Genomic DNA, 21,522 nt, shown 5'->3' with positions numbered 1-21,522 from the left:
TAAACCTGTACAGGCCGACATCCAACGCACAGTGTAGGAAAAGCTGGCGTTTGACACCAGTGATCTATAACGCGACCTCAACTTGGCCAGGCGCGGTCACTTGCGCCTTTATCACCCGGTTGGAGTTGAGGTTCTTGACTCTAATCTGTTCGCTCATGCCGCCGTTGGACAGCGCCTCGCCCGGCATTTTGACGGTCAGCCCGCCACTGCTGGCAGAAATCACCACCTGATCGCCCTTGCGAATCACTTCAGCCTGTTCCAGATGAACCAGTGTGATGACCTGGTCGGTGACCATTGGTCGGGTAAGTTTCTGCCCGACGGCCTGATCCAGCGAGGTGAGGTAGCCCTGATTGATCAGGCTAATATCCCGCTCGCGCAGGGCGACGTCTTCAAAACCGATGATGCCCGTGCGCTTGAGCGGGCGCGTGACCACCACTACATCGCGAAACAGTTTGACCTGCGCCGGCACGAACACGGTCCAGGGCGATGCGCCCTCGCAGCGCACCTTTACCGTCACGCGGCGGATGGGCTGGGCGGGGCTTTCCAGCGAGGCCGTCAATTCCTTGTCGCACATTGGCATGCGCAGGCGCGGGTCTAACGGGTTGACCTGGATTTCATAACGCCCAGGTGTCTGGGTGGTCGTCAGATAATCTTCTACAGTGAACTCAAGAAAGCCTTGAGTGACGCCGATAAGGAGATCAGGCAATGTGACGTTATCTGCACGTGCCGTGATGCCCGAGCCCAGGGCGAGCAGTGCCATCGAGACGCAGAGCAATCTGCGGTACCGTGGGAGGCGAAGGCGTCGGGAAACTGGCGTTTTAAGATTCATAAATCAATAAATAGCAAAGCTCGTGCCGTTTAGTGTTGGGTACGCGCTGCCCTGTAGGTATCGCCCCAGGTTTTAGCGTAGGAGTCATGGCATGGCAGGAGTAATGGATTCAGTAAACCAGCGCACACAGCTGGTAGGGCAGAATCGCCTGGAGTTGTTGCTTTTTCGCCTTGATGGCAAGCAGCTGTACGGCATTAATGTGTTTAAAGTGCGGGAAGTGCTGCAGTGCCCCAAGCTCACCATAATGCCCAAATCCAGCCCCGTGGTGTGCGGCGTGGCCAACATTCGTGGCGCGACCATACCCATTCTTGACCTGGCCTTGGCCACAAGTTCCGCCGGTCTGCAGGATCGCCAGAATCCGTTCGTGATCATCACTGAGTACAACACCAAGACCCAGGGTTTCCTGGTGCGCTCGGTGGAGCGCATCGTCAACATGAACTGGGAGGAGATCCATCCGCCACCCAAGGGCACCGGGCGCGATCACTACCTCACGGCGGTGACGCGGGTCGATAACCAGTTGGTGGAAATCATCGACGTGGAGAAGATCCTCGCCGAAGTGGCCCCTACCTCGGAATCGATCTCGGTGGGTGTAGTGGACGCCGAGACCGCGCACAAGGCGATTTCCCTGCGTGTACTCACGGTGGATGATTCCTCGGTAGCGCGCAAACAGGTGAGTCGCTGCCTGCAAACCGTCGGTGTGGAAGTCGTGGCGCTCAACGATGGTCGCCAAGCCCTGGATTACCTGCGCAAGCTGGTGGATGAGGGCAAGAAGCCGGAAGAAGAATTCCTGATGATGATTTCCGACATCGAGATGCCGGAAATGGACGGTTACACCCTGACGGCCGAGATACGTAACGATCCACGCATGCAAAAATTGCATATCATCCTGCATACTTCATTGTCGGGTGTATTCAATCAGGCGATGGTCAAGAAGGTCGGTGCTGATGACTTTTTGGCCAAATTCCGCCCTGATGACCTGGCATCCCGGGTAGTCGACCGGATCAAGGCAGCAGATCACGGCTAGGGGGAGTTCCTCCTGGCGGTCACACGATTAAAGAGGCGGTATCCTTGTCTACGGGTAATTTAGATTTCGAACAGTTCCGGGTCTTCCTGGAAAAAGCCTGTGGCATATTGCTTGGTGAAAACAAGCAATATCTGGTATCCAGCCGTCTCAACAAACTGATGGAGCAGCAGGGCATCAAGTCCCTGGGTGAGTTGGTTCAGCGCATTCAGGGTCAGCCGCGCAGTGGGCTCAAGGAAATGGTGGTCGATGCCATGACCACCAACGAAACCTTGTGGTTTCGCGACACCTACCCCTTCGAAGTGCTCAAGAACAAGGTGCTGCCGGAGGCCATCAAGGCCAGCCCGGGCCAGCGACTGCGTATCTGGTCGGCCGCCTGCTCTTCGGGGCAGGAACCGTATTCGATTTCGATGTCCATCGACGAGTTCGAGCGGACCAACATGGGGCAATTAAAGGCCGGTGCGCAAATTGTGGCCACGGATTTGTCCGGCACCATGCTCACCAATTGCAAGACTGGCGAGTACGACAGCCTGGCCCTGGGCCGTGGTTTGTCCCCGGAGCGCCTGCAACGTCACTTCGACCCGAAAGGGGCCGGGCGTTGGGCGGTGAAGGCGCCGATCAAGAGCCGGGTGGAGTTTCGTTCGTTCAACCTGCTCGACAGCTACGCCAGCCTGGGCAAGTTCGACATGGTGTTTTGCCGCAACGTGCTGATCTACTTTTCGGCCGAAGTGAAGAAGGACATCCTGCTGCGTATTCACGGCACGCTCAAGCGCGGCGGTTACCTGTTCCTCGGTGCGTCGGAGGCGTTGAACGGCCTGCCGGATCATTACCAGATGGTGCAGTGCAGTCCCGGCATCATTTACCAGGCCAAGTGATTGGCGTCTAAGCAATAAAAAACGGGAGGCCCGAAAAAGGCCTCCCGTTTTTTATTGGCGCAACGTATCGGTGCTACTTCGTTGGCCGTACTCAGGGCATGAGCGTGATACTGATAGTGTCCAAGGCCAATTGATGAATACCCCTGGGTACCGCTTCGTTGAAAATACCCAGATGCACGCTGCCTGTAATCGGCGCGATGAACGTCCCGCTTTCTAATAGCGTGAAGCCTGGCAGGAGCGGTGCCGCGCGGCCGATCGATTTGCCATTCATCGTCATATACAAGCGTGAGCCGTCGGCAGCGGGCAAGTCTGTTCGGGCGTTGAAGCTGCAATTATAGGTGCGCCCTGCGATCACCGGTACTGAGCGGGTAATGATGTGGGAGGCCCCCGGCACACTGTTGGGCAAGTTTGCGACCACTTCATTATTGATAACACGTAGTAATCCCACGTAGCTCCCTTGAGGCACCCAACCCTGGAGCGTGCCGTCGTTGAAATCCCAGACTGTATCTGGCGTCGGCGTGACAACCGGGCGACGGTTGATGGTCACGGTCGCGTCATTTGCAGGTGTGGAGACCCCGTTACGCCTGATGGTCAGCCGTAGTCGCACGCTGTTGCCCTCATTGGCTTCAACACGGTCTCGGGGTATCAGGGTAGTGAGAGAGGGTGAGGCTTGGCCAATTGAAAAGCTTTGGTTATGGTCGCCGCCCAGGATGCTGCTGATCATGTTTATATTTACAAAGTCCATGGGCAGCAGGGGGAAATTGCAGCTGACTTCTGCGCAGTTGCCAACCAGCAGGTTGGTATTCAGGTTTGGAATCGGCTGTGCGGAATCTTGCAGTGTGAAACCGAGCGGCGGTACGTTCATCGTTGTGAGCCTCTGCCTTGAGTGAGGTGATTTCCGCTCCAATAAGGCTTCGAAGAAGCAGTGCTTCACAACTGTTAGAAATGACAGTGCAGACGGACGGTAAGAACCTCCGGTAACGGGCTCACCGTGTTTATGCTCGTTTGCCGCCACTGCGTAAAAGCGGCAAACACGGTTGCCGCTTTCCTGGCGCCACGCGGAAGTTCGTTGCCGCTTTTCTGGCAATGCCGCAGGCGCTCTCCTCGCAAACCCTTGAATTACGGGCTTTGAACGAATTGGCATGCGCCTTGCTATAACCCAGATACGAAAAGCAGGTCAGCCTAAAGGTTTCCGCCATGAGCATCAGCTTCGATAAAGCGCTCGGTATCCACGAACAAGCCCTGGGCTTCCGCGCCCAGCGTGCTGAAGTCCTGGCCAACAACATTGCCAACGCCGATACCCCGAACTACAAGGCTCGGGACCTGGACTTCTCCGCTGTGCTCGCTGCACAGCAGGACAAGACCAAGAACGGCACCTTTGCCTTGAACATGACCAACAGCCGTCATATTGAAGCGCAAGGCCTGGGCAATGGTGACGAGTCGCTGCTGTATCGCACGCCGATGCAACCGTCGATCGATCAGAACACCGTCGATGCCCAACTTGAGCAATCGGCCTACGCCGAGAACTCGGTGAACTTCCAGGCCAGCTTCACCCTGCTCAACAGCAAATTCAAAGGGCTGATGTCAGCCCTGCGTGGAGAGTAAGCCATGTCCCTAGCCAGTGTTTTCAATATTGCCGGCAGTGGCATGAGCGCGCAGACCACGCGTTTGAACACCGTCGCCAGTAACATCGCCAACGCCGAGACCGTGTCTTCGAGCATTGATCAGACTTACCGCGCCCGTCACCCGGTGTTCGCCACCATGTTCCAGGGCGGCCAAGGTAGCCAGAGCGGTAGCGGCGATTCGCTGTTCCAGAATCAGGATGCCGCAGGCCAGGGCGTGCAGGTACTCGGTGTGGTCGAAGACCAGAGCAACCTGGAAGCCCGTTACGAGCCTAACCATCCTGCCGCGAACGAAAAGGGGTACGTGTACTACCCCAACGTCAACGTGGTCGAGGAAATGGCCGATATGATTTCCGCCAGCCGCTCGTTCCAGACCAACGCGGAAATGATGAATACCGCCAAAACCATGATGCAGAAGGTCCTGACCCTGGGTCAGTGATAAGGGGCGCCAAATAATGGCCATCGTTGATACCACTTCTACACCCAACACGGCGGTCCAGGACCTGTTCAACACCAAGGTCAAGACCGCGACGGACAACAGCAGCCTCAGCTCGGCTGCCTCGGCGGCCACGGGTAACCAGGCGCTGGGCAAGGATGCGTTCCTGCAACTGCTGGTGACCCAGCTGAAAAACCAGAACCCGCTGTCGCCTCAGGATAACGGTGCGTTCGTGGCGCAGCTGGCGCAGTTCAGCAGCCTGGAAGGCATTAACACCCTGAACGACTCGGTGAATGCGATCTCCAGCAACTTCAGCTCTTCGCAAGCGCTGCAGGCGTCGTCGCTGGTCGGGCGTTCGATCATCACCCAGACCAACACGGCCATGGTGGATACCAGCAAGAGCATGACCGGCTCGGTGGCGGTGACGGCGGCGACAGGCAACGTCTCCGTCAAGATCACCGACAAGGACGGCAATGCGGTGCGCACTATCGACATGGGCGCCCAAAGCGCCGGCGATTCCAGTTTTATCTGGGACGGCAAGAACGACAACGGTGAGGTCGCGCCAGCCGGGACTTACACCTTCGCGGCCAGCACCAAGAATGACAAGGGCGACGCGGTTGCCCTGCTAACGTCGCTGCCGGCAACGGTGACCAGCGTGACGTTGAGCAAGACCGGCGGCGAAATGCTGCTGAATCTTGCAGGCGGTATGGGCAGCGTCAAGCTGTCGCAAATCCAGACTATCGGTACATAGAGCCGCCTAAATACGGCAGAGGGAGAGAAACATGTCTTTTAACATCGGCCTTAGCGGCCTCTATGCGGCCAACAAACAACTGGACGTAACCGGCAACAACATTGCCAACGTTGCGACCACCGGTTTCAAATCGTCCCGCGCGGAATTTTCGGACATTTACGCGGCGTCCAAGCTGGGCACCGGCCAGAACAGTGTCGGCAGCGGTGTGAACCTGGCGGCAGTGTCACAGCAGTTCACCCAGGGCGACGTCAACAACACCGGCGGTCTGCTGGACATGGCGATCCAGGGCGGCGGGTTCTTTGTGCAGAAGGGCAGCGACGGTTCGCTGGAATACACCCGCAACGGTGCCTTCCACTCGGATAAAGACGGCTACATCACCAACAACACCGGCACCTCGCGCCTGCAAGGCTACGCGGCGGACGGCGATGGCAACATCGTCAAAGGCGCGCTGACCGACCTGCAATTGAACCTGTCGAACCTGCCGCCGAAGGCTTCCAGCAAGGTGGATTCCACCAGTAACCTGAATTCCTCGTCGCCGGTGATCGACCAGACGGTCAAGCCGTTTGATCCGACCGATTCCACCACCTTCAGCACCCAGTACAACACCACTTTGTATGACACCCAGGGTAACGCTCACCCAATGGTGCAGTACGTGGTCAAAACGGATTCCAACACCTGGAAGTCCTACACCCTGATCGATGGTCGTAACCCTGACGGTTCGGCGCCTACCGGCACGGGTTCGACGCCTCCGGTCGCATCGACATTGAGCTTCGACGGTTCCGGCAAACTCACCGGGATTATCACCGGTACTACGTCCAGCACCACCTTGCAGCTGACCGGTTGGGTGCCGGGCACCGTGACCAACGGCGTATGGACCAAAAACGGTGCGAACGCCAACCCTGGCGGGATTGCCATTAACATGGCCAACATTACCCAATACAACTCGGCCACATACCGCAACCCGCCGGTCACCGATGGCTACGCCACCGGCCAGATCACCGGCCTGAGCATTGACGGTAACGGCGTGCTGTTCGCTACCTTCAGCAACCAGCAGAGCAAGGCCATCGGCCAGCTTTCCCTGGCCAGCTTCAACAACGAGCAGGGCCTGCAGCCGGCTGGCGGCACGGCCTGGAAAGAAACCTTCGCGTCGGGCCAGCCGGGTTACGACACCCCGCAAGCCGGTACGCTGGGTTCGATCGTGTCCAAATCCCTGGAGAACTCCAACGTCAACCTGACCAACGAGCTGGTGGACCTGATCAAGGCCCAGAGCAACTACCAGGCGAACGCCAAGACGATCTCCACCCAGAGCACCATCATGCAGACCATCATTCAGATGACCTGATGCTGTAGCCCTGACGCGCAAGCGAAGCGAAAGCCCCTCAGTCGAGGGGCTTTTTTTTGCCTGTCATTTGGCATTTAGCCCTTTTCCCACCACCTGCCCGTTCGCGAGATGACACGCGCTGATTGGAACTGACTACACCGTTCTTTCCACATATCAAGCCGAAAGGCGTTGGATCCTGTCTTTAAAAGGGGCTTGGTATGTGGAATTCATCGGTGCCTGGCCATGGGGCTGGGGGTGTGCGTTATGACGTGGGTGGGGCAGGGCAGCACCTGGGGGGCGTAAGCCGCTCTGAGGACAAAAAGGACGACGTAGATGCCAATAAGGATGTTGTCGGTAAGCTTCTCAGAGAGCTTGATGATGCCGAGAAAACGTCGAAGAGCCAAACCGTCAAGGATCTGCGAGACAAGCTGAATGAACAGCGGAAAGCGCTCGGAGATGAAAAATTCAAAGAAATCCTCGAGCAGCTGAAAAAAGAAATATTTGAGGATTGGCTCACGCGGATGAAGAGGCTGTTTCCGGATCTTTTTCCGGAAGAGGCGATTCCGTCTCCGGCGCCTTCTCCAAAACCATCGCCGGGCGGTGGCGGTGGTGGCGGTAGAGTTAACCCGAAGAATTTTGGCTCCGTAGAGTCCATGAGTAACAAGCCGTTTACCAAAGGGGCTAATTTCACTGACTACAAGCCTGACAATAGCAATCCTGCAAAAAAACCGGGTATGGGCAGAGAAACCGGCAATATCTGGAGTGGTTTCAAACAGGGGCCGGACGGAAACTGCATCACTGTTTCAGCCATAAAGAGCGCAATGATGAAGTTCGGCCAGAAGCCCACCGATGTTTTCAAGGACGTGAAAGCGTCAGGCGATGGCTATGACGTGCAGATGCGGGACGGGTTTCAGCTCCATTTGAGCAAGGGGCAATTACAGCAGGCGGCACAACAGGCTCGGTTCATGGGGGACGATCCGGCCATGATGACCGACGCCAACTTCATGTACGCCGCCAGCGCCATGCGGGCTTATATGGAAGGTAATAACGGGCAAGGTTACGGTAACGATCATAACGCTCGCCGAAGCTACATGGATGCGTTGGTGAGCTTGAACGACGGTGAACACGCCAATGAGGGGCTGGATCGTCTGGGCCTCAAAGGCCTGTACCGGCAGACGACGAGCGATGAGCTTGCCAGCGGTGCGTTGGGCGTTGTGAACTACGGCGGCCATTCGATGGCGGTCATTGGCGGCCAGATAGAGCTATGGGGCGGGCGAGGCGGTCGGCCTCAGCGGGAGGATCACGGGGAGGCGTACGCATTTATATAGCTATACAGCGGCAGGTGAAGCGGCATTTCACGCTGCAATAAAACGAAAAAGCCCGTTAACCTCTTATAGGGTTAACGGGCTTTATTCACTCGCTTAGCTTATTGGCAAGCTTCGCAATCCGGCTCATCAATCGCGCAAGCCTTTGGCACGGGGGCCGGGCCGGCTGGGGCGGCGAGTACCGAATCATCACCGTGGTTGCCGCTGGAAACAGCGTTCAGCTTACCGGTGTTGATGGTCGACTTCTCGGTGCTGGTCGCAGCCAGGGCACGGAGGTAGTAAGTGGTTTTCAGGCCACGGTACCAAGCCATGCGGTAGGTCACGTCCAGCTTCTTGCCCGAAGCGCCGGCGATGTACAGGTTCAGCGACTGAGCCTGGTCGATCCACTTCTGACGACGGCTGGCGGCGTCAACGATCCACTTGGTGTCCACTTCGAAGGCGGTCGCGTAGAGCTCTTTGAGTTCTTGCGGGATGCGTTCGATCTGCTGCACGGAACCGTCGTAGTACTTCAGGTCGTTGATCATGACCGAGTCCCACAGGTCGCGGGCTTTAAGGTCGCGAACCAGGTACGGGTTGATCACGGTGAATTCGCCCGACAGGTTCGATTTCACATACAGGTTCTGGTAGGTCGGTTCGATCGACTGCGACACGCCAGTGATGTTGGCGATGGTGGCGGTCGGTGCGATGGCCATGATGTTGGAGTTACGAATGCCTTTCTGCACACGGGCACGTACCGGTGCCCAGTCCAGGGATTCGTTCAGGTCAACGTCGATGTACTTCTGGCCACGTTGCTCGATCAGGATCTGTTGCGAATCCAGCGGCAGGATGCCTTTGGACCACAGCGAGCCCTGGAACGTCTCGTAGGCACCGCGCTCATCGGCCAGGTCGCAGGAAGCCTGGATCGCGTAGTAGCTGACCGCTTCCATCGACTTGTCGGCGAACTCGACAGCAGCGTCGGAACCGTAAGGAATGTGCTGCAGGTACAGTGCGTCCTGGAAGCCCATGATGCCCAGCCCGACCGGACGGTGCTTGAAGTTGGAGTTCTTCGCCTGTGGCACCGAGTAGTAGTTGATGTCGATAACGTTATCGAGCATGCGAACGGCGGTGTTCACGGTACGTTCCAGCTTGGCGGTGTCCAGCTTGCCGTTGGTGATGTGGTTCGGCAGGTTGATCGAGCCCAGGTTGCAAACGGCGATCTCGTCCTTGTTGGTGTTCAAGGTGATCTCGGTGCACAGGTTCGAGCTGTGGACCACGCCCACGTGCTGCTGCGGGCTGCGCAGGTTGCACGGGTCTTTGAAGGTCAGCCACGGGTGGCCGGTTTCAAACAGCATGGAGAGCATTTTGCGCCACAGGTCTTTGGCCTGGATGGTCTTGAACAGCTTGATCTTGCCCGGGTACTGGGACAGGGCTTCGTAGTACTCGTAACGCTCTTCGAAGGCCTTGCCGGTCAGGTCGTGCAGGTCCGGTACTTCGGATGGCGAGAACAGGGTCCACGGGCCGTCATCGAAGACGCGCTTCATGAACAGGTCCGGGATCCAGTTGGCGGTGTTCATGTCGTGGGTACGACGACGATCATCACCGGTGTTCTTGCGCAGCTCGATGAACTCTTCAATGTCCATGTGCCAGGTTTCCAGGTAGGCACAGACAGCGCCTTTGCGCTTGCCGCCCTGGTTGACCGCTACGGCGGTGTCGTTCACCACTTTCAGGAACGGTACAACGCCCTGGGACTTGCCGTTGGTGCCCTTGATGTACGAACCCAGGGCACGTACCGGGGTCCAGTCGTTGCCCAGGCCGCCGGCGAATTTGGACAACATGGCGTTGTCGTGGATCGCGTGGTAGATGCCCGACAGGTCATCCGGCACGGTGGTCAGGTAGCAGCTGGACAGCTGTGGACGCAGGGTGCCGGCGTTGAACAGCGTCGGGGTCGACGACATGTAGTCGAAGGACGACAACAGGTTGTAGAACTCGATGGCGCGGTCTTCTTTGTGCTTCTCTTCAATCGCCAGGCCCATGGCCACGCGCATGAAGAACACCTGCGGCAGTTCGAAGCGGATACCGTCCTTGTGGATGAAGTAACGGTCGTACAGGGTTTGCAGGCCCAGGTAGGTGAACTGCTGGTCGCGCTCGTGGTTGATCGCCTTGCCGAGTTTTTCCAGGTCGAAGGTGGCCAGGATCGGGTTCAGCAATTCGAATTCGATACCCTTGGCGATGTAGGCAGGCAGGGCCTTGGCGTACAGGTCGGCCATTTCGTGGTGGGTAGCGCTGTCGGCGACGCCGAGGAAGCCCAGGCCTTCGGCACGCAGGGTGTCCATCAGCAGGCGCGCGGTCACGAACGAGTAGTTCGGCTCACGTTCAACCAGGGTGCGGGCGGTCATCACCAGTGCGGTGTTGACGTCGGTCAGGGCCACGCCGTCGTACAGGTTTTTCAGGGTTTCGCGCTGGATCAGGTCACCGTCGACTTCTTCCAGGCCTTCACAGGCCTCGGTGATGATGGTGTTCAGGCGGCCCAGGTCCAGCGGCGCAAACGTGCCGTCAGCCAGGGTGATACGGATCGACGGGTGAGCTTGTACGGCAGCTTCTTCAGCCGGGGTGCGTACAGCGCGTTCCTTGGAACGGGCGTCACGGTAGATCACGTAGTCGCGCGCCACTTTCTGCTCGCCGGCACGCATCAGGGCCAGTTCGACCTGGTCCTGGATTTCTTCGATGTGGATGGTGCCGCCCGATGGCATGCGACGCTTGAAGGTTGCGCTGACTTGTTCGGTCAGGCGGGCAACGGTGTCGTGGATGCGCGACGAGGCAGCAGCGGTGCCGCCTTCAACTGCAAGAAACGCTTTGGTGATGGCGACGGTGATTTTGTCATCGGTGTAAGGAACGACAGTGCCGTTACGCTTGATCACGCGCAATTGGCCAGGTGCGGTGGCGGACAGATCCAGGTTCGAATCAGCGGCCTGCGGCACGGAGCCCTGCGGGTTCTCGCGAGTTGTGTCGGTTTGCATGGGGGGTTGTCTCCACATTCTATATTTATTTGGGCACCATCACGGTGCCCACCGTTCCGTCCTGAAGCACTTACAACAGGCCTTGGCCTGGCATAACAACTTCGGGACAGGAGGAAGGGAGCTCATCGCGCCGCTTCCATGCCGAAGTCTTCGGCTGGGGCCTTTAAAGAACCCTGCGCCGTATTCCTGTTGGGTGACAGTTGCTCGCTTCAAACACTGCAACACCCGTACCGTTTTTCGCCCTTGTGGCTGGAAAACGGCTGCCATCCGCGTGCGCGGTTTGGGCTTTCAAAAAATGCTTTGGTTCAACCAAACGGGAGCAAGAAAGCACTTGAGTTTCTTGTCTGATCTGTGTTTGGTTTTTCGCTTGAAACCCTACATGTAGGGTTTTTTTAGCGCCGAGGTACAAGATAATGCGTTTTGGGGGTCTTAGCAACGCACTACCTGTGGATAACGCTGTGGGTAAAATGTGTATGAAACATGGAACGCCCGTGTAGGCCGCAGTGCGGCTGGATTGCGCCGTTTGTCACTGAATATTCCAAGGTAAAAACAGCCGATTGGAATTTTGGGCGCGCGAACCCTATCACAAAAAAACGTGATCACCGAATGGATTTCCCGGCTTGTGCTGGAGGGCTGGCCCGTGGCTACAATCGGCCTACTTACAGTCGCTGTTATGCCCGTACAACATTACAAATAGGGTATGACCGGTGAAGATCAAAATGTGGAAGCCGGGCTTGCCCGCGATAGCATCACCGCGGTCTATTCAGTTACACCGCGTTGATGCTATCGCGGGCAAGCCAGCTCCCACATTCGACCGCATTGTCATGACCACTCTCTCTAACGCGACGAGGATCACCCGTGGAGCAAGAAGCCTGGCAAATATTGATTGTCGAGGACGACGAGCGATTGGCCGAGTTGACCCGTGAATACCTTGAGAGCAACGGCTTGCAGGTGTCGGTAGAAAGCGATGGCGCCCAGGCTGCGGCACGCATCATCGCCGAACAGCCTGACCTGGTGATCCTCGACCTGATGCTGCCCGGCGAAGATGGCCTGAGCATCTGCCGCAAAGTCCGCGAGCGCTATGACGGCGTGATTCTGATGCTCACCGCACGCACTGACGACATGGACCAGGTGCTTGGCCTGGACATGGGCGCCGACGACTATGTGTGTAAACCCGTGCGCCCGCGCTTGTTGCTGGCACGTATCCAGGCCTTGCTGCGGCGCAGCGAGCCCGCGGAACCTGCTGCCGTGGAAAACCAGCGCCGCCTGCAATTTGGCCCATTGGTGGTGGACAATGCCCTGCGCGAAGCCTGGCTGCACGAGGGCGGCATCGAGTTGACCAGCGCCGAGTTCGACCTGTTGTGGCTGCTGGTCGCCAATGCCGGGCGCATTCTGTCGCGCGAAGAAATCTTTATCGCCCTGCGCGGTATTGGCTACGACGGCCAGGACCGCTCCATTGACGTGCGTATCTCACGCATTCGGCCGAAAATCGGCGACGATCCGATCCACCCACGGCTGATCAAGACCATCCGCAGCAAGGGCTACCTGTTCGTCCCCGAAGCCGCCGCCGATATGCCGCTGTGAACTCGATCTTTCTGCGCATCTACGGCGGTATGTGTGCTGCCCTGGTTTTAGTCGCATTACTGGGCGTGCTGGCCTTGCACCTGCTCAATGAAGTGCGCAGCGGCCAGTACCGTGAGCGCCTGGCCCACGGCACTTTTGCGCTGATGGGCGACAACCTGCAGCCCATGAGCCCGATCGAGCGCCAGCGCGCCCTGGCGGTGTGGGAGCGTTTGTTGGGCATCCCTCTGGAATTGCGCCCGCTGGCCGATGCGCAGTTGGACCTGGGCCAACGCACTCGCCTGCAACGCGGCCAGGTACTGGTGGAGCAGACCGGGCCGCATGCAGCGCGCGTGCTGCGTCTGGTCAGTGAGCAGTCGCAACTGGTACTCACGGGCGAAGTCCAGCAGATCAGCGAACAACTGGCCCGCGCGACTATTTACCTGCTGGCGGACGAACTGGTGCGCTTCCCTGTCGCCGAGCAGCCGCAGAAACTGGCAGATATCAAGGAAGCCAAGGGTTTTGGTTTTGACATGCACCTCATGACCCTGGATGCGGCGGACATGGACGACGACCAGCGGCGTCGAGTGTCGGAAGGCGATACGGTGATGGCCTTGGGCAAGGGCGGCGATTCAATCCGTGTGTTTGCCGGCATGGTCGGTACGCCGTGGGTACTGGAAATCGGCCCGCTGTATCAAATGAGCCCTTACCCGCCGCAATGGCTGATCCTGATCGCGCTGATCAGCCTGACCCTGATTGGTTTGATCGTCTATTTACTGGTGCGTCAGCTTGAGCGACGCCTCAAAGGCCTGGAGGCGGCTGCCACCCGCATTGCCAAAGGCAACCTCGAGGTTCGCGTACCGGCTCGGGGTGCCGACTCGGTGGGGCGCTTGGCGGCTGCCTTTAATGGCATGGCCGAGCACTTGCAGCAATTGCTGGCGATCCAGCGCGAACTGGTGCGCGCGGTCTCCCACGAGCTGCGCACCCCGGTGGCACGCCTGCGCTTTGGTCTGGAGATGATCGGCGACGCCGCCACCCCTGAGGCGCGGCGCAAATATCTGGAAGGCATGGACAGCGACATCCAGGACTTGGACGGCCTGGTGGACGAAATGCTCACCTACGCACGCCTGGAGCAAGGCGCACCGGCGCTGAATTTCCAGCGGGTCGACCTCAATGCGTTACTGGATCAGGTGATCGGCGAATTATCGCCACTGCGCCCGCAGGTCAGCGTAGCCCGAGGCATCTGCCTGTCTTCGGCACATTGGGATGACGCCTGGGTCGACGCCGAGCCGCGCTACTTGCACCGGGCCCTGCAAAATCTGGTGAGCAACGCCATGCGCCATGCCCAGGGCCAGGTGTTGATCAGCTATCAGGTGGGCCAGGTGCGTTGTCGCATCGATGTGGAAGACGACGGGCCTGGCGTGCCGGAAAGCGCCTGGGAGCGGATCTTTACGCCATTCCTGCGTCTGGACGACAGCCGCACCCGTGCGTCGGGCGGGCATGGCCTGGGGTTGTCGATTGTGCGACGGATTATCTATTGGCACGGCGGGCGGGCGTTGATCAGCAAGAGCAATAATTTGGGCGGGGCATGCTTTAGCCTGAGTTGGCCGCGGGATCAGGATAAACCCTGACACTGCTATCGCGGGCAAGCCCGCTCCCACAGTTGGAATGCATTCTCCTGTGGGCGCTGGCTTGCCTGCGACAGCTATCTATCAGGCGCTGATAGCGACCAGGCTCAACAACTGCTCCCCGTCCACCACAAACTGCCCCTCCAACTCCGTGCCATGGCGCCACTGTGCAGACAAATCCGTCAGCAACCGCAGCCGCACATACCCAGCCGCCGACCACTCCAACACCTCGGCATGCTCAAAGTAGAAGCGCTTTTGCACGATCGGGTAGAGCGCCTTGAACAGGCTTTCCTTGACCGAGAACGTCAGCGTCACCAGCAAGGCGATCTGCTCGCGGGGCAAGGCGGCCATGCGCTGCAATTCATCGGCAGTGAGAATTTCCCCGGCCAGGCGTTCCGCCCGTTCCAGTGTCAGCACATTCTCCAGGTCCATCCCCAGCCCGCGCCATTGCGCCTTGTGCGCGACAATCGCCGCCGCATGACCGGTGCTGTGGGTGATCGAGCCGCTGATATGCCCGGGCCACACCGGCGCCCGGTCTTCGCCGATGGCCGGCACGCAATCGAGCTGATCAAGCTGTAGCAACGCCGCGCGGGCGCACACGCGGCCGGCGAGGAATTCTGCCTGACGCTTGGCCACCGAGCGCTGGATGCTCGCCGGCGGTGGCACGGCACTGCGCTGGAAGTCGTCGGCGATCAGTAAGGCCGGGTCGAATCGAGTGCTGAGAAACACCGTGCCCGGTAATGGAACGGGCAGCGGCCAGTGGGCATCGAGTGGGGTACAGCAAGCGGGTAGGGGCGTCATGTGCGGTATTTTGCCGAGTTGCCACGCCAGTGGATAGCCCGCAACGATTCAGGCCAGGTTCAGAGCCCGTTCAGGGGGAGTTCAGGGGCGCCTGCGTAGTCTGGCTTCAACAGCCAAACGCGTAGAGGTAAGCACCATGACTGCGATCAAAAAGCTGATGTTGGCGTTAACCATGCTCAGTGCTACGGCCGGGGTCCAGGCTTCGGACGGCGCATTTGCGGCATTTGGTAGCGAAAAAACCAAAAAATCCAGCAACCTGATCCAGCGTGTCAGCTTCGACGATGCGGGCAGTCAGGCCGCGCCGTGGGGGCAGTCGTTGGGGCAAGTCACGCCTCAGCCCGCCTATCGCACCGGCTACGAATACCTGACGGGCCAATACAATGGCATTAAACTGCGCCCGCAAGACTTGCAGGGCCGCTATGATATTCCCCTGTCGGACAGTTGAATCGCCTTGGAGAGCCTTATGAAATTGCTGGTCGTGGAAGATGAGGCGCTGCTGCGTCATCACCTGTTCACCCGCCTGACCGACAGTGGTCATGTGGTCGAAGCCGTGGCCAATGCCGAGGAAGCCCTGTACCAGACCGGGCAATTCAACCATGACCTGGCGATTATCGACCTGGGCCTCCCCGGCATGGGCGGCCTGGACCTGATCCGCCAACTGCGCAGCCAGGCCAAGACCTTCCCGATCCTGATCCTGACCGCGCGCGGCAACTGGCAGGACAAGGTCGAGGGCCTGGCCGCCGGCGCCGACGATTACGTGGTCAAGCCGTTCCAGTTCGAAGAGCTGGAAGCGCGGATGAACGCCTTGCTGCGCCGCTCCAGCGGGTTTACCCAGTCGACCATCGTCGCCGGGCCGCTGCTGCTGGACCTCAATCGCAAGCAAGCCTCTCTGGATGAGCAACCGCTGGCGCTGACCGCCTACGAGTATCGGATTCTCGAATACTTGATGCGTCACCATCAGCAGGTGGTGGCCAAGGATCGCTTGATGGAGCAGCTCTACCCCGATGACGACGAGCGTGATCCGAACGTGATCGAAGTGCTGGTCGGGCGCCTGCGCCGCAAGCTGGAAGGCCCGGCCGGGTTCAAGCCGATCGACACCGTGCGCGGCCTGGGCTACCTGTTCAATGAGCGCTGCCGTTGATTCGCTCGTTACGTGTGCGCTTGATGCTCGCGGCCACCACCCTGGCCGTGCTGTTTATGCTGGGCTTGTTGCCCGCCATGCAAGGCGCGTTCAGCCTGGCGCTGCAGGATTCCATCGAGCAGCGCCTGGCGTCGGACGTCACCACCCTGATATCCGCCGCGCGGGTCGAAAACAACCGCTTGCTGATGCCGGCGCAGTTGCCGGACGAACGCTTCAACCTCACTGACAGCCGCCTGCTCGGTTATATCTACGACCGAGAAGGTCATCTGGTCTGGCGCTCGCGGGCGACCCAGGAAGAAAACATCAACTACAAGCCGCGCTATGACGGGCGCGGCAACGAGTTTGCGCGTATTCGCGAGGCCAGTGGCCAGGAGTTCTTCGTGTATGACGTCGAGGTCAAGCTGCTGGGCGGCAAGAGCGCGGCGTTCAGTATCGTGGCGTTGCAACCGGTGCGCGAATACCAGCTGACCCTGGAAGGCCTGCAGGAAAACCTCTACCTCGGGTTTGGCGCGGCCTTGCTCGTATTGTTGACCCTGCTGTGGCTGGGGCTGACCTGGGGCTTGCAAGCCCTGCGGCGCCTGAGTCAGGAACTTGACCAGATCGAAGGCGGCACCCGCGAAAGCCTTACCGAAGAACACCCCCGTGAACTGCTGCGTCTGACCGGCTCCCTCAACCGTTTGCTGCACAGCGAGCGTGAGCAACGTGCGCGTTACCGCGACTCCCTCGACGATTTGGCCCACAGCCTGAAAACCCCGCTGGCCGTGTTGCAGGGGGTGAGCGAAGACATGGCCCAGCGGCCGGAAGAACGCGGTCAGGCCTGGGTATTGCAATCGCAGATCGAACGCATGAGCCAACAGATTGGCTATCAACTGCAGCGCGCCAGCTTGCGCAAAAGTGGCCTAGTGCGTCACCAGGTACGTATCGAGCCGGTGTTGCAAAGCCTGTGTGACACCCTGGATAAGGTTTACCGCGACAAGCGCGTCACCGTGTCTTTTGACTTGCCGCCCGAGTGCGATGTACCGATCGAGAAGGGCGCCTTGCTCGAAATGCTCGGCAACCTGCTGGAAAACGCTTATCGCCTGTGCCTGAGCGAAGTGCGCATCAGCCTGGTGGAGAATCTCGAAGGTATCGAGCTGTGCATTGAAGATGACGGCCCAGGCGTACCGCCTGATCAGCGTGCGCGGATTCTGCAAAGGGGTGAACGGCTGGATCGCCAGCACCCGGGGCAGGGGATCGGCCTGGCGGTGGTCAAGGACATCATTGAAAGCTATAGCGCGCGCCTGACCCTTGGGGATTCGCCATTGGGTGGTGCGGCGTTCAAGATTCACTTCCCGGCTGTTTGATGTGCAGTGGCTGTACCAGCCTCATCGCAGGCAAGCCAGCGCGCACATTTTGAAGGTATGCACGCATCAAAGGTGGGAGCCGGGCTTGCCCGCGATGAGCATAGGTATCTACGCAACTCTTTGTGTCGCTTTAAGCCTGTGAGGGGGTTGGGTAGATTGAGGACATATCCGTTGCTGCGGTAACGGCTGCTATTGGTTCCGCCCTTACGGCGGGTCACTTTTGGCAAACGCCCCAAAAGTAACCAAAAGGTCTTTGCCCCACCACTCGGTGCCTCGCCTGGGCTCGGCATGCCCGCACTCCGGCTTGAATCCGTGGGCCGCCGCAATGGGCCATCCCTGGCCCAGTGCGGCTAACCCGGCGTCCTGCCGGGTTACCCACGGATTCAAGCCTGCGTTCGGCCATCGTGGTTAACGGGGCCTGTCAGATCAAGATCAACAGCAGATCAAAAGCAGAGCACGGCGGCCTGAAAGCCGACCTGAGTGGTTGAAGCAAAAGCAGATCAATAGCTGGGCAGAGCGACACGACTGCTACCTGATGTAATGAGATCCAACTGTGGGAGCGGGCTTGCTCGCGAAAGCGGTGTGTCAGTCAACTTATTTGTAACTGACACACCGCTTTCGCGAGCAAGCCCGCTCCCACATTTGATTGGGTTCAGCTTCCAAGATCAGGTCGGCTGTCAGGCCGCCTCGGTTTTGCTTTTGATCTAACCACTCAGGTCGGCTACCAGGCCGCCGTGCTCTGCTTTTGATCTTGATCTGCTGTTGATCTTAGGCGCCCCGTTAACCACGCTGGCCGAACGCAGGCTTTGGAGCGTGGGTAACCCGGCAGGACGCCGGGTTAGCCGCGATGGGCCAAGGATGGCCCATGGCGGCGGCCCACGGTCCGAAGCCGGAGTGAGGGCACACCGAGCCTAGGCGAGGTGCCGAGTGGTGGGGCAAGAGCCCTTTTGGTTACTTTTGGGGCTCTTTTCCAAAAGTGACCCGCCGTAAGGGCGGAACCCATGTCAGCCGTGACCCAAACAACGGATATGTACTCAGCACCCCCCGACAACCACAGCACTCAACCCATAAAAAAAGATGTGTAGATACCTATGCCGCGATGAGGCCCACCCAGGTAACCCCCTCTAACTCTCTTGCGCCCGATACGCCCCCGGCGTCAGTCCCGTCCACTTCTTGAACGCCCGATGAAACGCCGACGGTTCGGAAAAACCCAACTGCTCGGCGATCTCCTGCAAAGACAAATTTGCTCGCCCCAAATGGTAGATGGCGATGTCTCGCCGCAACTCATCCTTGAGCGCTTGAAAGCTGGTGCCTTCCTCACGCAAATGCCGGCGCAGGGTCTGCGCACTGATATGCAGGTGCTGCGCGACGGCTTCAAGATCAGGCCAAGGGCTGCGGTCGCGGCTGAGCAAGCGGCGTAACTGGCTGCTCAGGCTGTCGCCTTCATCCGGCCGGGACAGCAGGTCGGCGGGGGAATGCTCAAGAAAGTGCTTGAGGGTCCGCTCGTCCTGCAGCAGCGGCAGGCTCAGGTAGCGACTGGGAAATACCAGGCTGCTGTGCGGCGCACCGAACACCTGAGGGCAGGGGAAGAGCAGGTCATATTCGCCGGCATGCGCCGGCATCGCGTAGCTGAATGTTGCCTGATGCAGCCGGATGCGCTGGCCGATCAACCAACTGCCCAAGCGATGCCAGATCACCAATAGGCATTCAGTGAGGAAGTGATCCGGGTCCCACAGCTGCGAATCGTCCAGGCTCAAGCGGGCCATGTCGCCTTCTTTTGTCAGCTGCCAGCGCGGACCCTGTGGGAATAGGCTATAAAATAATAAGCCGCGTTCCAGAGCCTTCTCCAGGGTGCGGCAATGAATCAGCGCGTGGCACATCATGGCGAAGGTGCCGCGCTTACTCGGGCCTTCGGCAAACCCCAGGTATTCGTCATCCAGCGCCAGCCACAGCATTTGCAGCAGCCGGGTGAATTGTTCCGGGGCGATGCGGGCGCGGGGCTCGGTGAGCAACTCCGGGGTAATGCCTATCTGGAGCAACAAACCCGAATAGTCGTAACCCGCCCGGCGCGCACCACCGAGGGCGGCTCGGGCGTAGTGGCTGGCGATGGTACGTTCACGCATGTGAGGGCCTCGTCCATGGAGTGACGGATGTTAGTCATCACCAAGACGGGCGACAAGGCGGATATCCGCCAAATTGTAGGACGGGATGGGGTGAGTGGGCGGATTTCCGCCATGTTGCCCGTGGCCCCTGTGGGCCCACATAAACCCCCGGCCCTGATGTCTAAAGGCCTTCAGGAATTTTGAGCAAAGTGGCACGGCGTTTGCGATAAAGATTACAGCGCAGGCTTGTTCCTACAGACCAGACCTCGCAAACAACAAATCCCTCCAGTGCAGGAGGGTTCGCAATTCAAGTGTCGTGGGCATGGCGGATATTTGCCACACGGTGCGATTGAGGAACTTTGCAATGACGACTCGTCAGCCACTGTACAAATCCCTGTATTTCCAGGTGATCGTTGCAATCGTTATCGGTATTTTGCTCGGTCACTTCTACCCGCAGACCGGTGTGGCCCTCAAGCCACTGGGTGACGGCTTCATCAAGCTGATCAAAATGGTCATCGCCCCTATCATCTTCTGCACCGTTGTCAGCGGCATCGCTGGCATGCAAAGCATGAAATCGGTCGGCAAAACCGGCGGCTACGCGCTGCTCTACTTCGAAGTTGTTTCCACCATCGCGCTGCTGATCGGCCTGGTCGTGGTCAACGTTGTGCAGCCGGGCGCCGGCATGCACATCGACGTCGCTACCCTGGACGCGTCCAAAGTCGCTGCCTACGTGACTGCCGGTGCAGACCAGAGCGTGGTTGGCTTCATCCTCAATGTGATCCCGAACACCATCGTCGGCGCCTTCGCCAACGGCGACATCCTGCAAGTGCTGATGTTCTCGGTCATCTTCGGTTTTGCCCTGCATCGCCTGGGTGCGTACGGCAAGCCGGTGCTGGATTTCATTGATCGCTTCGCCCACGTGATGTTCAACATCATCAACATGATCATGAAGCTCGCGCCACTCGGTGCCCTGGGCGCCATGGCGTTCACCATCGGCGCCTACGGTGTAGGTTCCCTGGTGCAACTGGGCCAGTTGATGATCTGCTTCTACATCACCTGCATTCTGTTCGTGGTCGTGGTGCTGGGCGCCATCTGCCGCGCGCACGGTTTCAGCGTGTTGAAGCTGGTTCGCTACATCCGTGAAGAACTGTTGATCGTACTGGGCACTTCCTCCTCCGAATCCGCACTGCCACGCATGCTGATCAAGATGGAGCGTCTGGGCGCGAAGAAATCCGTAGTAGGCCTGGTGATTCCGACTGGCTACTCCTTCAACCTCGACGGTACTTCGATCTACCTGACCATGGCTGCCGTGTTCATCGCCCAGGCGACCGACACCCACATGGACATCACCCACCAGATCACCCTGCTGCTGGTGCTGCTGCTGTCCTCCAAAGGCGCTGCAGGCGTGACCGGTAGCGGCTTCATCGTGCTGGCTGCGACCCTGTCGGCCGTTGGTCACCTGCCGGTTGCCGGCCTGGCGCTGATCCTGGGTATCGACCGCTTCATGTCTGAAGCCCGCGCACTGACCAACCTGGTGGGTAACGCCGTTGCCACCCTCGTTGTGGCCAAGTGGGTCAAGGAACTGGACACCGACAAGCTGCACAGCGAGTTGGCGTCCGGCGGTACCGGCATCTCCGACACCCGTCCGGAAGATGACCTGGGTGTGGCCGAAGGTCCTGCCCCTGCTGCTGTAAAGTAACAGGCTGATGGCGTGAACTGACGCCGAAGCCACTCGCAAACGCCCCGACTTGTTCGGGGCGTTTGCGTTTGT

The 21,522-nt window shown here is 59.1% G+C and carries 18 protein-coding genes; 13 read left to right on the top strand and 5 right to left on the bottom strand.

From position 1 onward, the window contains the following. Window positions 1-64 precede the first annotated feature (64 nt). A complete protein-coding gene (flgA, locus tag A7J50_RS22450; protein ID WP_064453779.1) occupies window positions 65-829 on the bottom strand; it encodes a flagellar basal body P-ring formation chaperone FlgA in 765 nt (254 codons plus the stop codon). A gap of 91 nt (window positions 830-920) precedes the next feature. Between flgA and A7J50_RS22445 the strand changes: the two genes are divergently transcribed. Further along, a complete protein-coding gene (locus tag A7J50_RS22445; protein WP_064453778.1) occupies window positions 921-1,853 on the top strand; it encodes a chemotaxis protein CheV in 933 nt (310 codons plus the stop codon). Between the two features lie 44 nt (window positions 1,854-1,897). Further along, complete coding sequence (gene cheR, locus A7J50_RS22440; RefSeq protein ID WP_064453777.1) at window positions 1,898-2,725, top strand: protein-glutamate O-methyltransferase CheR; 828 nt, start codon at window positions 1,898-1,900, stop codon at window positions 2,723-2,725. A gap of 91 nt (window positions 2,726-2,816) precedes the next feature. Here cheR and A7J50_RS22435 read toward each other — a convergent pair whose 3' ends face one another. Then, a complete protein-coding gene (locus A7J50_RS22435; protein WP_064453776.1) occupies window positions 2,817-3,590 on the bottom strand; it encodes a hypothetical protein in 774 nt (257 codons plus the stop codon). A 332-nt stretch (window positions 3,591-3,922) separates the two neighbouring features. Between A7J50_RS22435 and flgB the strand changes: the two genes are divergently transcribed. From flgB to A7J50_RS22410, 5 genes are all read left to right on the top strand, one after another. Further along, the gene (flgB, locus tag A7J50_RS22430; protein ID WP_003214246.1) at window positions 3,923-4,330 is read left to right on the top strand and encodes a flagellar basal body rod protein FlgB; all 408 of its coding nucleotides are present in this window, start codon (window positions 3,923-3,925) and stop codon (window positions 4,328-4,330) included. Window positions 4,331-4,333: 3 nt separating this feature from the next. After that, the gene (gene flgC, locus A7J50_RS22425) at window positions 4,334-4,786 is read left to right on the top strand and encodes a flagellar basal body rod protein FlgC (RefSeq protein WP_064453775.1); all 453 of its coding nucleotides are present in this window, start codon (window positions 4,334-4,336) and stop codon (window positions 4,784-4,786) included. Between the two features lie 16 nt (window positions 4,787-4,802). After that, on the top strand, window positions 4,803-5,534 hold the full coding sequence (gene flgD / locus A7J50_RS22420; protein ID WP_064453774.1) for a flagellar hook assembly protein FlgD: 732 nt from the start codon (window positions 4,803-4,805) through the stop codon (window positions 5,532-5,534). Window positions 5,535-5,565: 31 nt separating this feature from the next. Then, window positions 5,566-6,876, top strand: coding sequence for a flagellar hook protein FlgE (flgE, locus tag A7J50_RS22415; RefSeq protein WP_064453773.1), 1,311 nt, complete (start codon window positions 5,566-5,568; stop codon window positions 6,874-6,876). A 197-nt stretch (window positions 6,877-7,073) separates the two neighbouring features. After that, on the top strand, window positions 7,074-8,183 hold the full coding sequence (locus A7J50_RS22410; protein ID WP_064453772.1) for a hypothetical protein: 1,110 nt from the start codon (window positions 7,074-7,076) through the stop codon (window positions 8,181-8,183). A 98-nt stretch (window positions 8,184-8,281) separates the two neighbouring features. On the opposite strand, the gene A7J50_RS22405 is transcribed toward A7J50_RS22410, so the two are convergent. Then, on the bottom strand, window positions 8,282-11,176 hold the full coding sequence (locus tag A7J50_RS22405) for a ribonucleoside-diphosphate reductase subunit alpha (protein WP_064453771.1): 2,895 nt from the start codon (window positions 11,174-11,176) through the stop codon (window positions 8,282-8,284). An 858-nt stretch (window positions 11,177-12,034) separates the two neighbouring features. On the opposite strand from A7J50_RS22405, the gene A7J50_RS22400 reads away from it, so the two are divergent. Together A7J50_RS22400 and A7J50_RS22395 are read left to right on the top strand one after the other, a co-directional pair. Next, complete coding sequence (locus tag A7J50_RS22400) at window positions 12,035-12,760, top strand: response regulator (RefSeq protein ID WP_064453770.1); 726 nt, start codon at window positions 12,035-12,037, stop codon at window positions 12,758-12,760. Beyond that, on the top strand, window positions 12,757-14,367 hold the full coding sequence (locus A7J50_RS22395; RefSeq protein WP_064453769.1) for an ATP-binding protein: 1,611 nt from the start codon (window positions 12,757-12,759) through the stop codon (window positions 14,365-14,367). Before A7J50_RS22400 ends, A7J50_RS22395 begins: the two co-directional genes overlap by 4 nt. An 81-nt stretch (window positions 14,368-14,448) precedes the next feature. Here the strand turns inward: A7J50_RS22395 and A7J50_RS22390 are convergent, their stop codons facing one another. Then, window positions 14,449-15,165, bottom strand: a complete 717-nt coding sequence (locus A7J50_RS22390; RefSeq protein WP_064453768.1) for a 4'-phosphopantetheinyl transferase family protein — start codon at window positions 15,163-15,165, stop codon at window positions 14,449-14,451. Between the two features lie 136 nt (window positions 15,166-15,301). Between A7J50_RS22390 and A7J50_RS22385 the strand changes: the two genes are divergently transcribed. From A7J50_RS22385 to A7J50_RS22375, 3 genes are read left to right on the top strand one after another with little or no spacing between them, the layout of a single operon-like run. Continuing rightward, complete coding sequence (locus A7J50_RS22385; protein ID WP_064453767.1) at window positions 15,302-15,610, top strand: hypothetical protein; 309 nt, start codon at window positions 15,302-15,304, stop codon at window positions 15,608-15,610. A gap of 18 nt (window positions 15,611-15,628) precedes the next feature. After that, window positions 15,629-16,306: a response regulator gene (locus A7J50_RS22380; RefSeq protein WP_017138377.1), complete on the top strand. Its 678-nt coding sequence runs from the start codon at window positions 15,629-15,631 to the stop codon at window positions 16,304-16,306. Further along, the gene (locus A7J50_RS22375) at window positions 16,303-17,649 is read left to right on the top strand and encodes an ATP-binding protein (protein WP_064453766.1); all 1,347 of its coding nucleotides are present in this window, start codon (window positions 16,303-16,305) and stop codon (window positions 17,647-17,649) included. The genes A7J50_RS22380 and A7J50_RS22375 overlap by 4 nt, the downstream gene beginning before the upstream one ends. Window positions 17,650-18,773: 1,124 nt before the next feature. Here the strand turns inward: A7J50_RS22375 and A7J50_RS22370 are convergent. Beyond that, the gene (locus A7J50_RS22370; RefSeq protein WP_064453765.1) at window positions 18,774-19,772 is read right to left on the bottom strand and encodes an AraC family transcriptional regulator; all 999 of its coding nucleotides are present in this window, start codon (window positions 19,770-19,772) and stop codon (window positions 18,774-18,776) included. Between the two features lie 343 nt (window positions 19,773-20,115). Here A7J50_RS22370 and A7J50_RS22365 point away from each other — a divergent pair, with 343 nt between their 5' ends. Next, the gene (locus tag A7J50_RS22365; RefSeq protein ID WP_064453764.1) at window positions 20,116-21,450 is read left to right on the top strand and encodes a dicarboxylate/amino acid:cation symporter; all 1,335 of its coding nucleotides are present in this window, start codon (window positions 20,116-20,118) and stop codon (window positions 21,448-21,450) included. Window positions 21,451-21,522: the final 72 nt, after the last annotated feature.

Origin of the sequence: Pseudomonas antarctica (assembly GCF_001647715.1) — a bacterium.
In the GTDB taxonomy this organism is placed as follows: Bacteria; Pseudomonadota; Gammaproteobacteria; order Pseudomonadales; family Pseudomonadaceae; genus Aquipseudomonas; species Aquipseudomonas antarctica_A.
This window is presented reverse-complemented; position numbering and strand designations above follow the sequence as displayed.

Bases quoted from the DNA above. Each gene is read 5' to 3' on its own strand.
- flgA (WP_064453779.1), bottom strand. From the start codon at position 829: ATGAATCTTAAAACGCCAGTTTCCCGACGCCTTCGCCTCCCACGGTAC.
- A7J50_RS22445 (WP_064453778.1), top strand. From the start codon at position 921: ATGGCAGGAGTAATGGATTCAGTAAACCAGCGCACACAGCTGGTAGGG.
- A7J50_RS22435 (WP_064453776.1), bottom strand. From the start codon at position 3,590: ATGAACGTACCGCCGCTCGGTTTCACACTGCAAGATTCCGCACAGCCG.
- flgB (WP_003214246.1), top strand. From the start codon at position 3,923: ATGAGCATCAGCTTCGATAAAGCGCTCGGTATCCACGAACAAGCCCTG.
- flgC (WP_064453775.1), top strand. From the start codon at position 4,334: ATGTCCCTAGCCAGTGTTTTCAATATTGCCGGCAGTGGCATGAGCGCG.
- flgD (WP_064453774.1), top strand. From the start codon at position 4,803: ATGGCCATCGTTGATACCACTTCTACACCCAACACGGCGGTCCAGGAC.
- flgE (WP_064453773.1), top strand. From the start codon at position 5,566: ATGTCTTTTAACATCGGCCTTAGCGGCCTCTATGCGGCCAACAAACAA.
- A7J50_RS22410 (WP_064453772.1), top strand. From the start codon at position 7,074: ATGTGGAATTCATCGGTGCCTGGCCATGGGGCTGGGGGTGTGCGTTAT.
- A7J50_RS22405 (WP_064453771.1), bottom strand. From the start codon at position 11,176: ATGCAAACCGACACAACTCGCGAGAACCCGCAGGGCTCCGTGCCGCAG.
- A7J50_RS22390 (WP_064453768.1), bottom strand. From the start codon at position 15,165: ATGACGCCCCTACCCGCTTGCTGTACCCCACTCGATGCCCACTGGCCG.
- A7J50_RS22385 (WP_064453767.1), top strand. From the start codon at position 15,302: ATGACTGCGATCAAAAAGCTGATGTTGGCGTTAACCATGCTCAGTGCT.
- A7J50_RS22380 (WP_017138377.1), top strand. From the start codon at position 15,629: ATGAAATTGCTGGTCGTGGAAGATGAGGCGCTGCTGCGTCATCACCTG.
- A7J50_RS22370 (WP_064453765.1), bottom strand. From the start codon at position 19,772: ATGCGTGAACGTACCATCGCCAGCCACTACGCCCGAGCCGCCCTCGGT.
- A7J50_RS22365 (WP_064453764.1), top strand. From the start codon at position 20,116: ATGACGACTCGTCAGCCACTGTACAAATCCCTGTATTTCCAGGTGATC.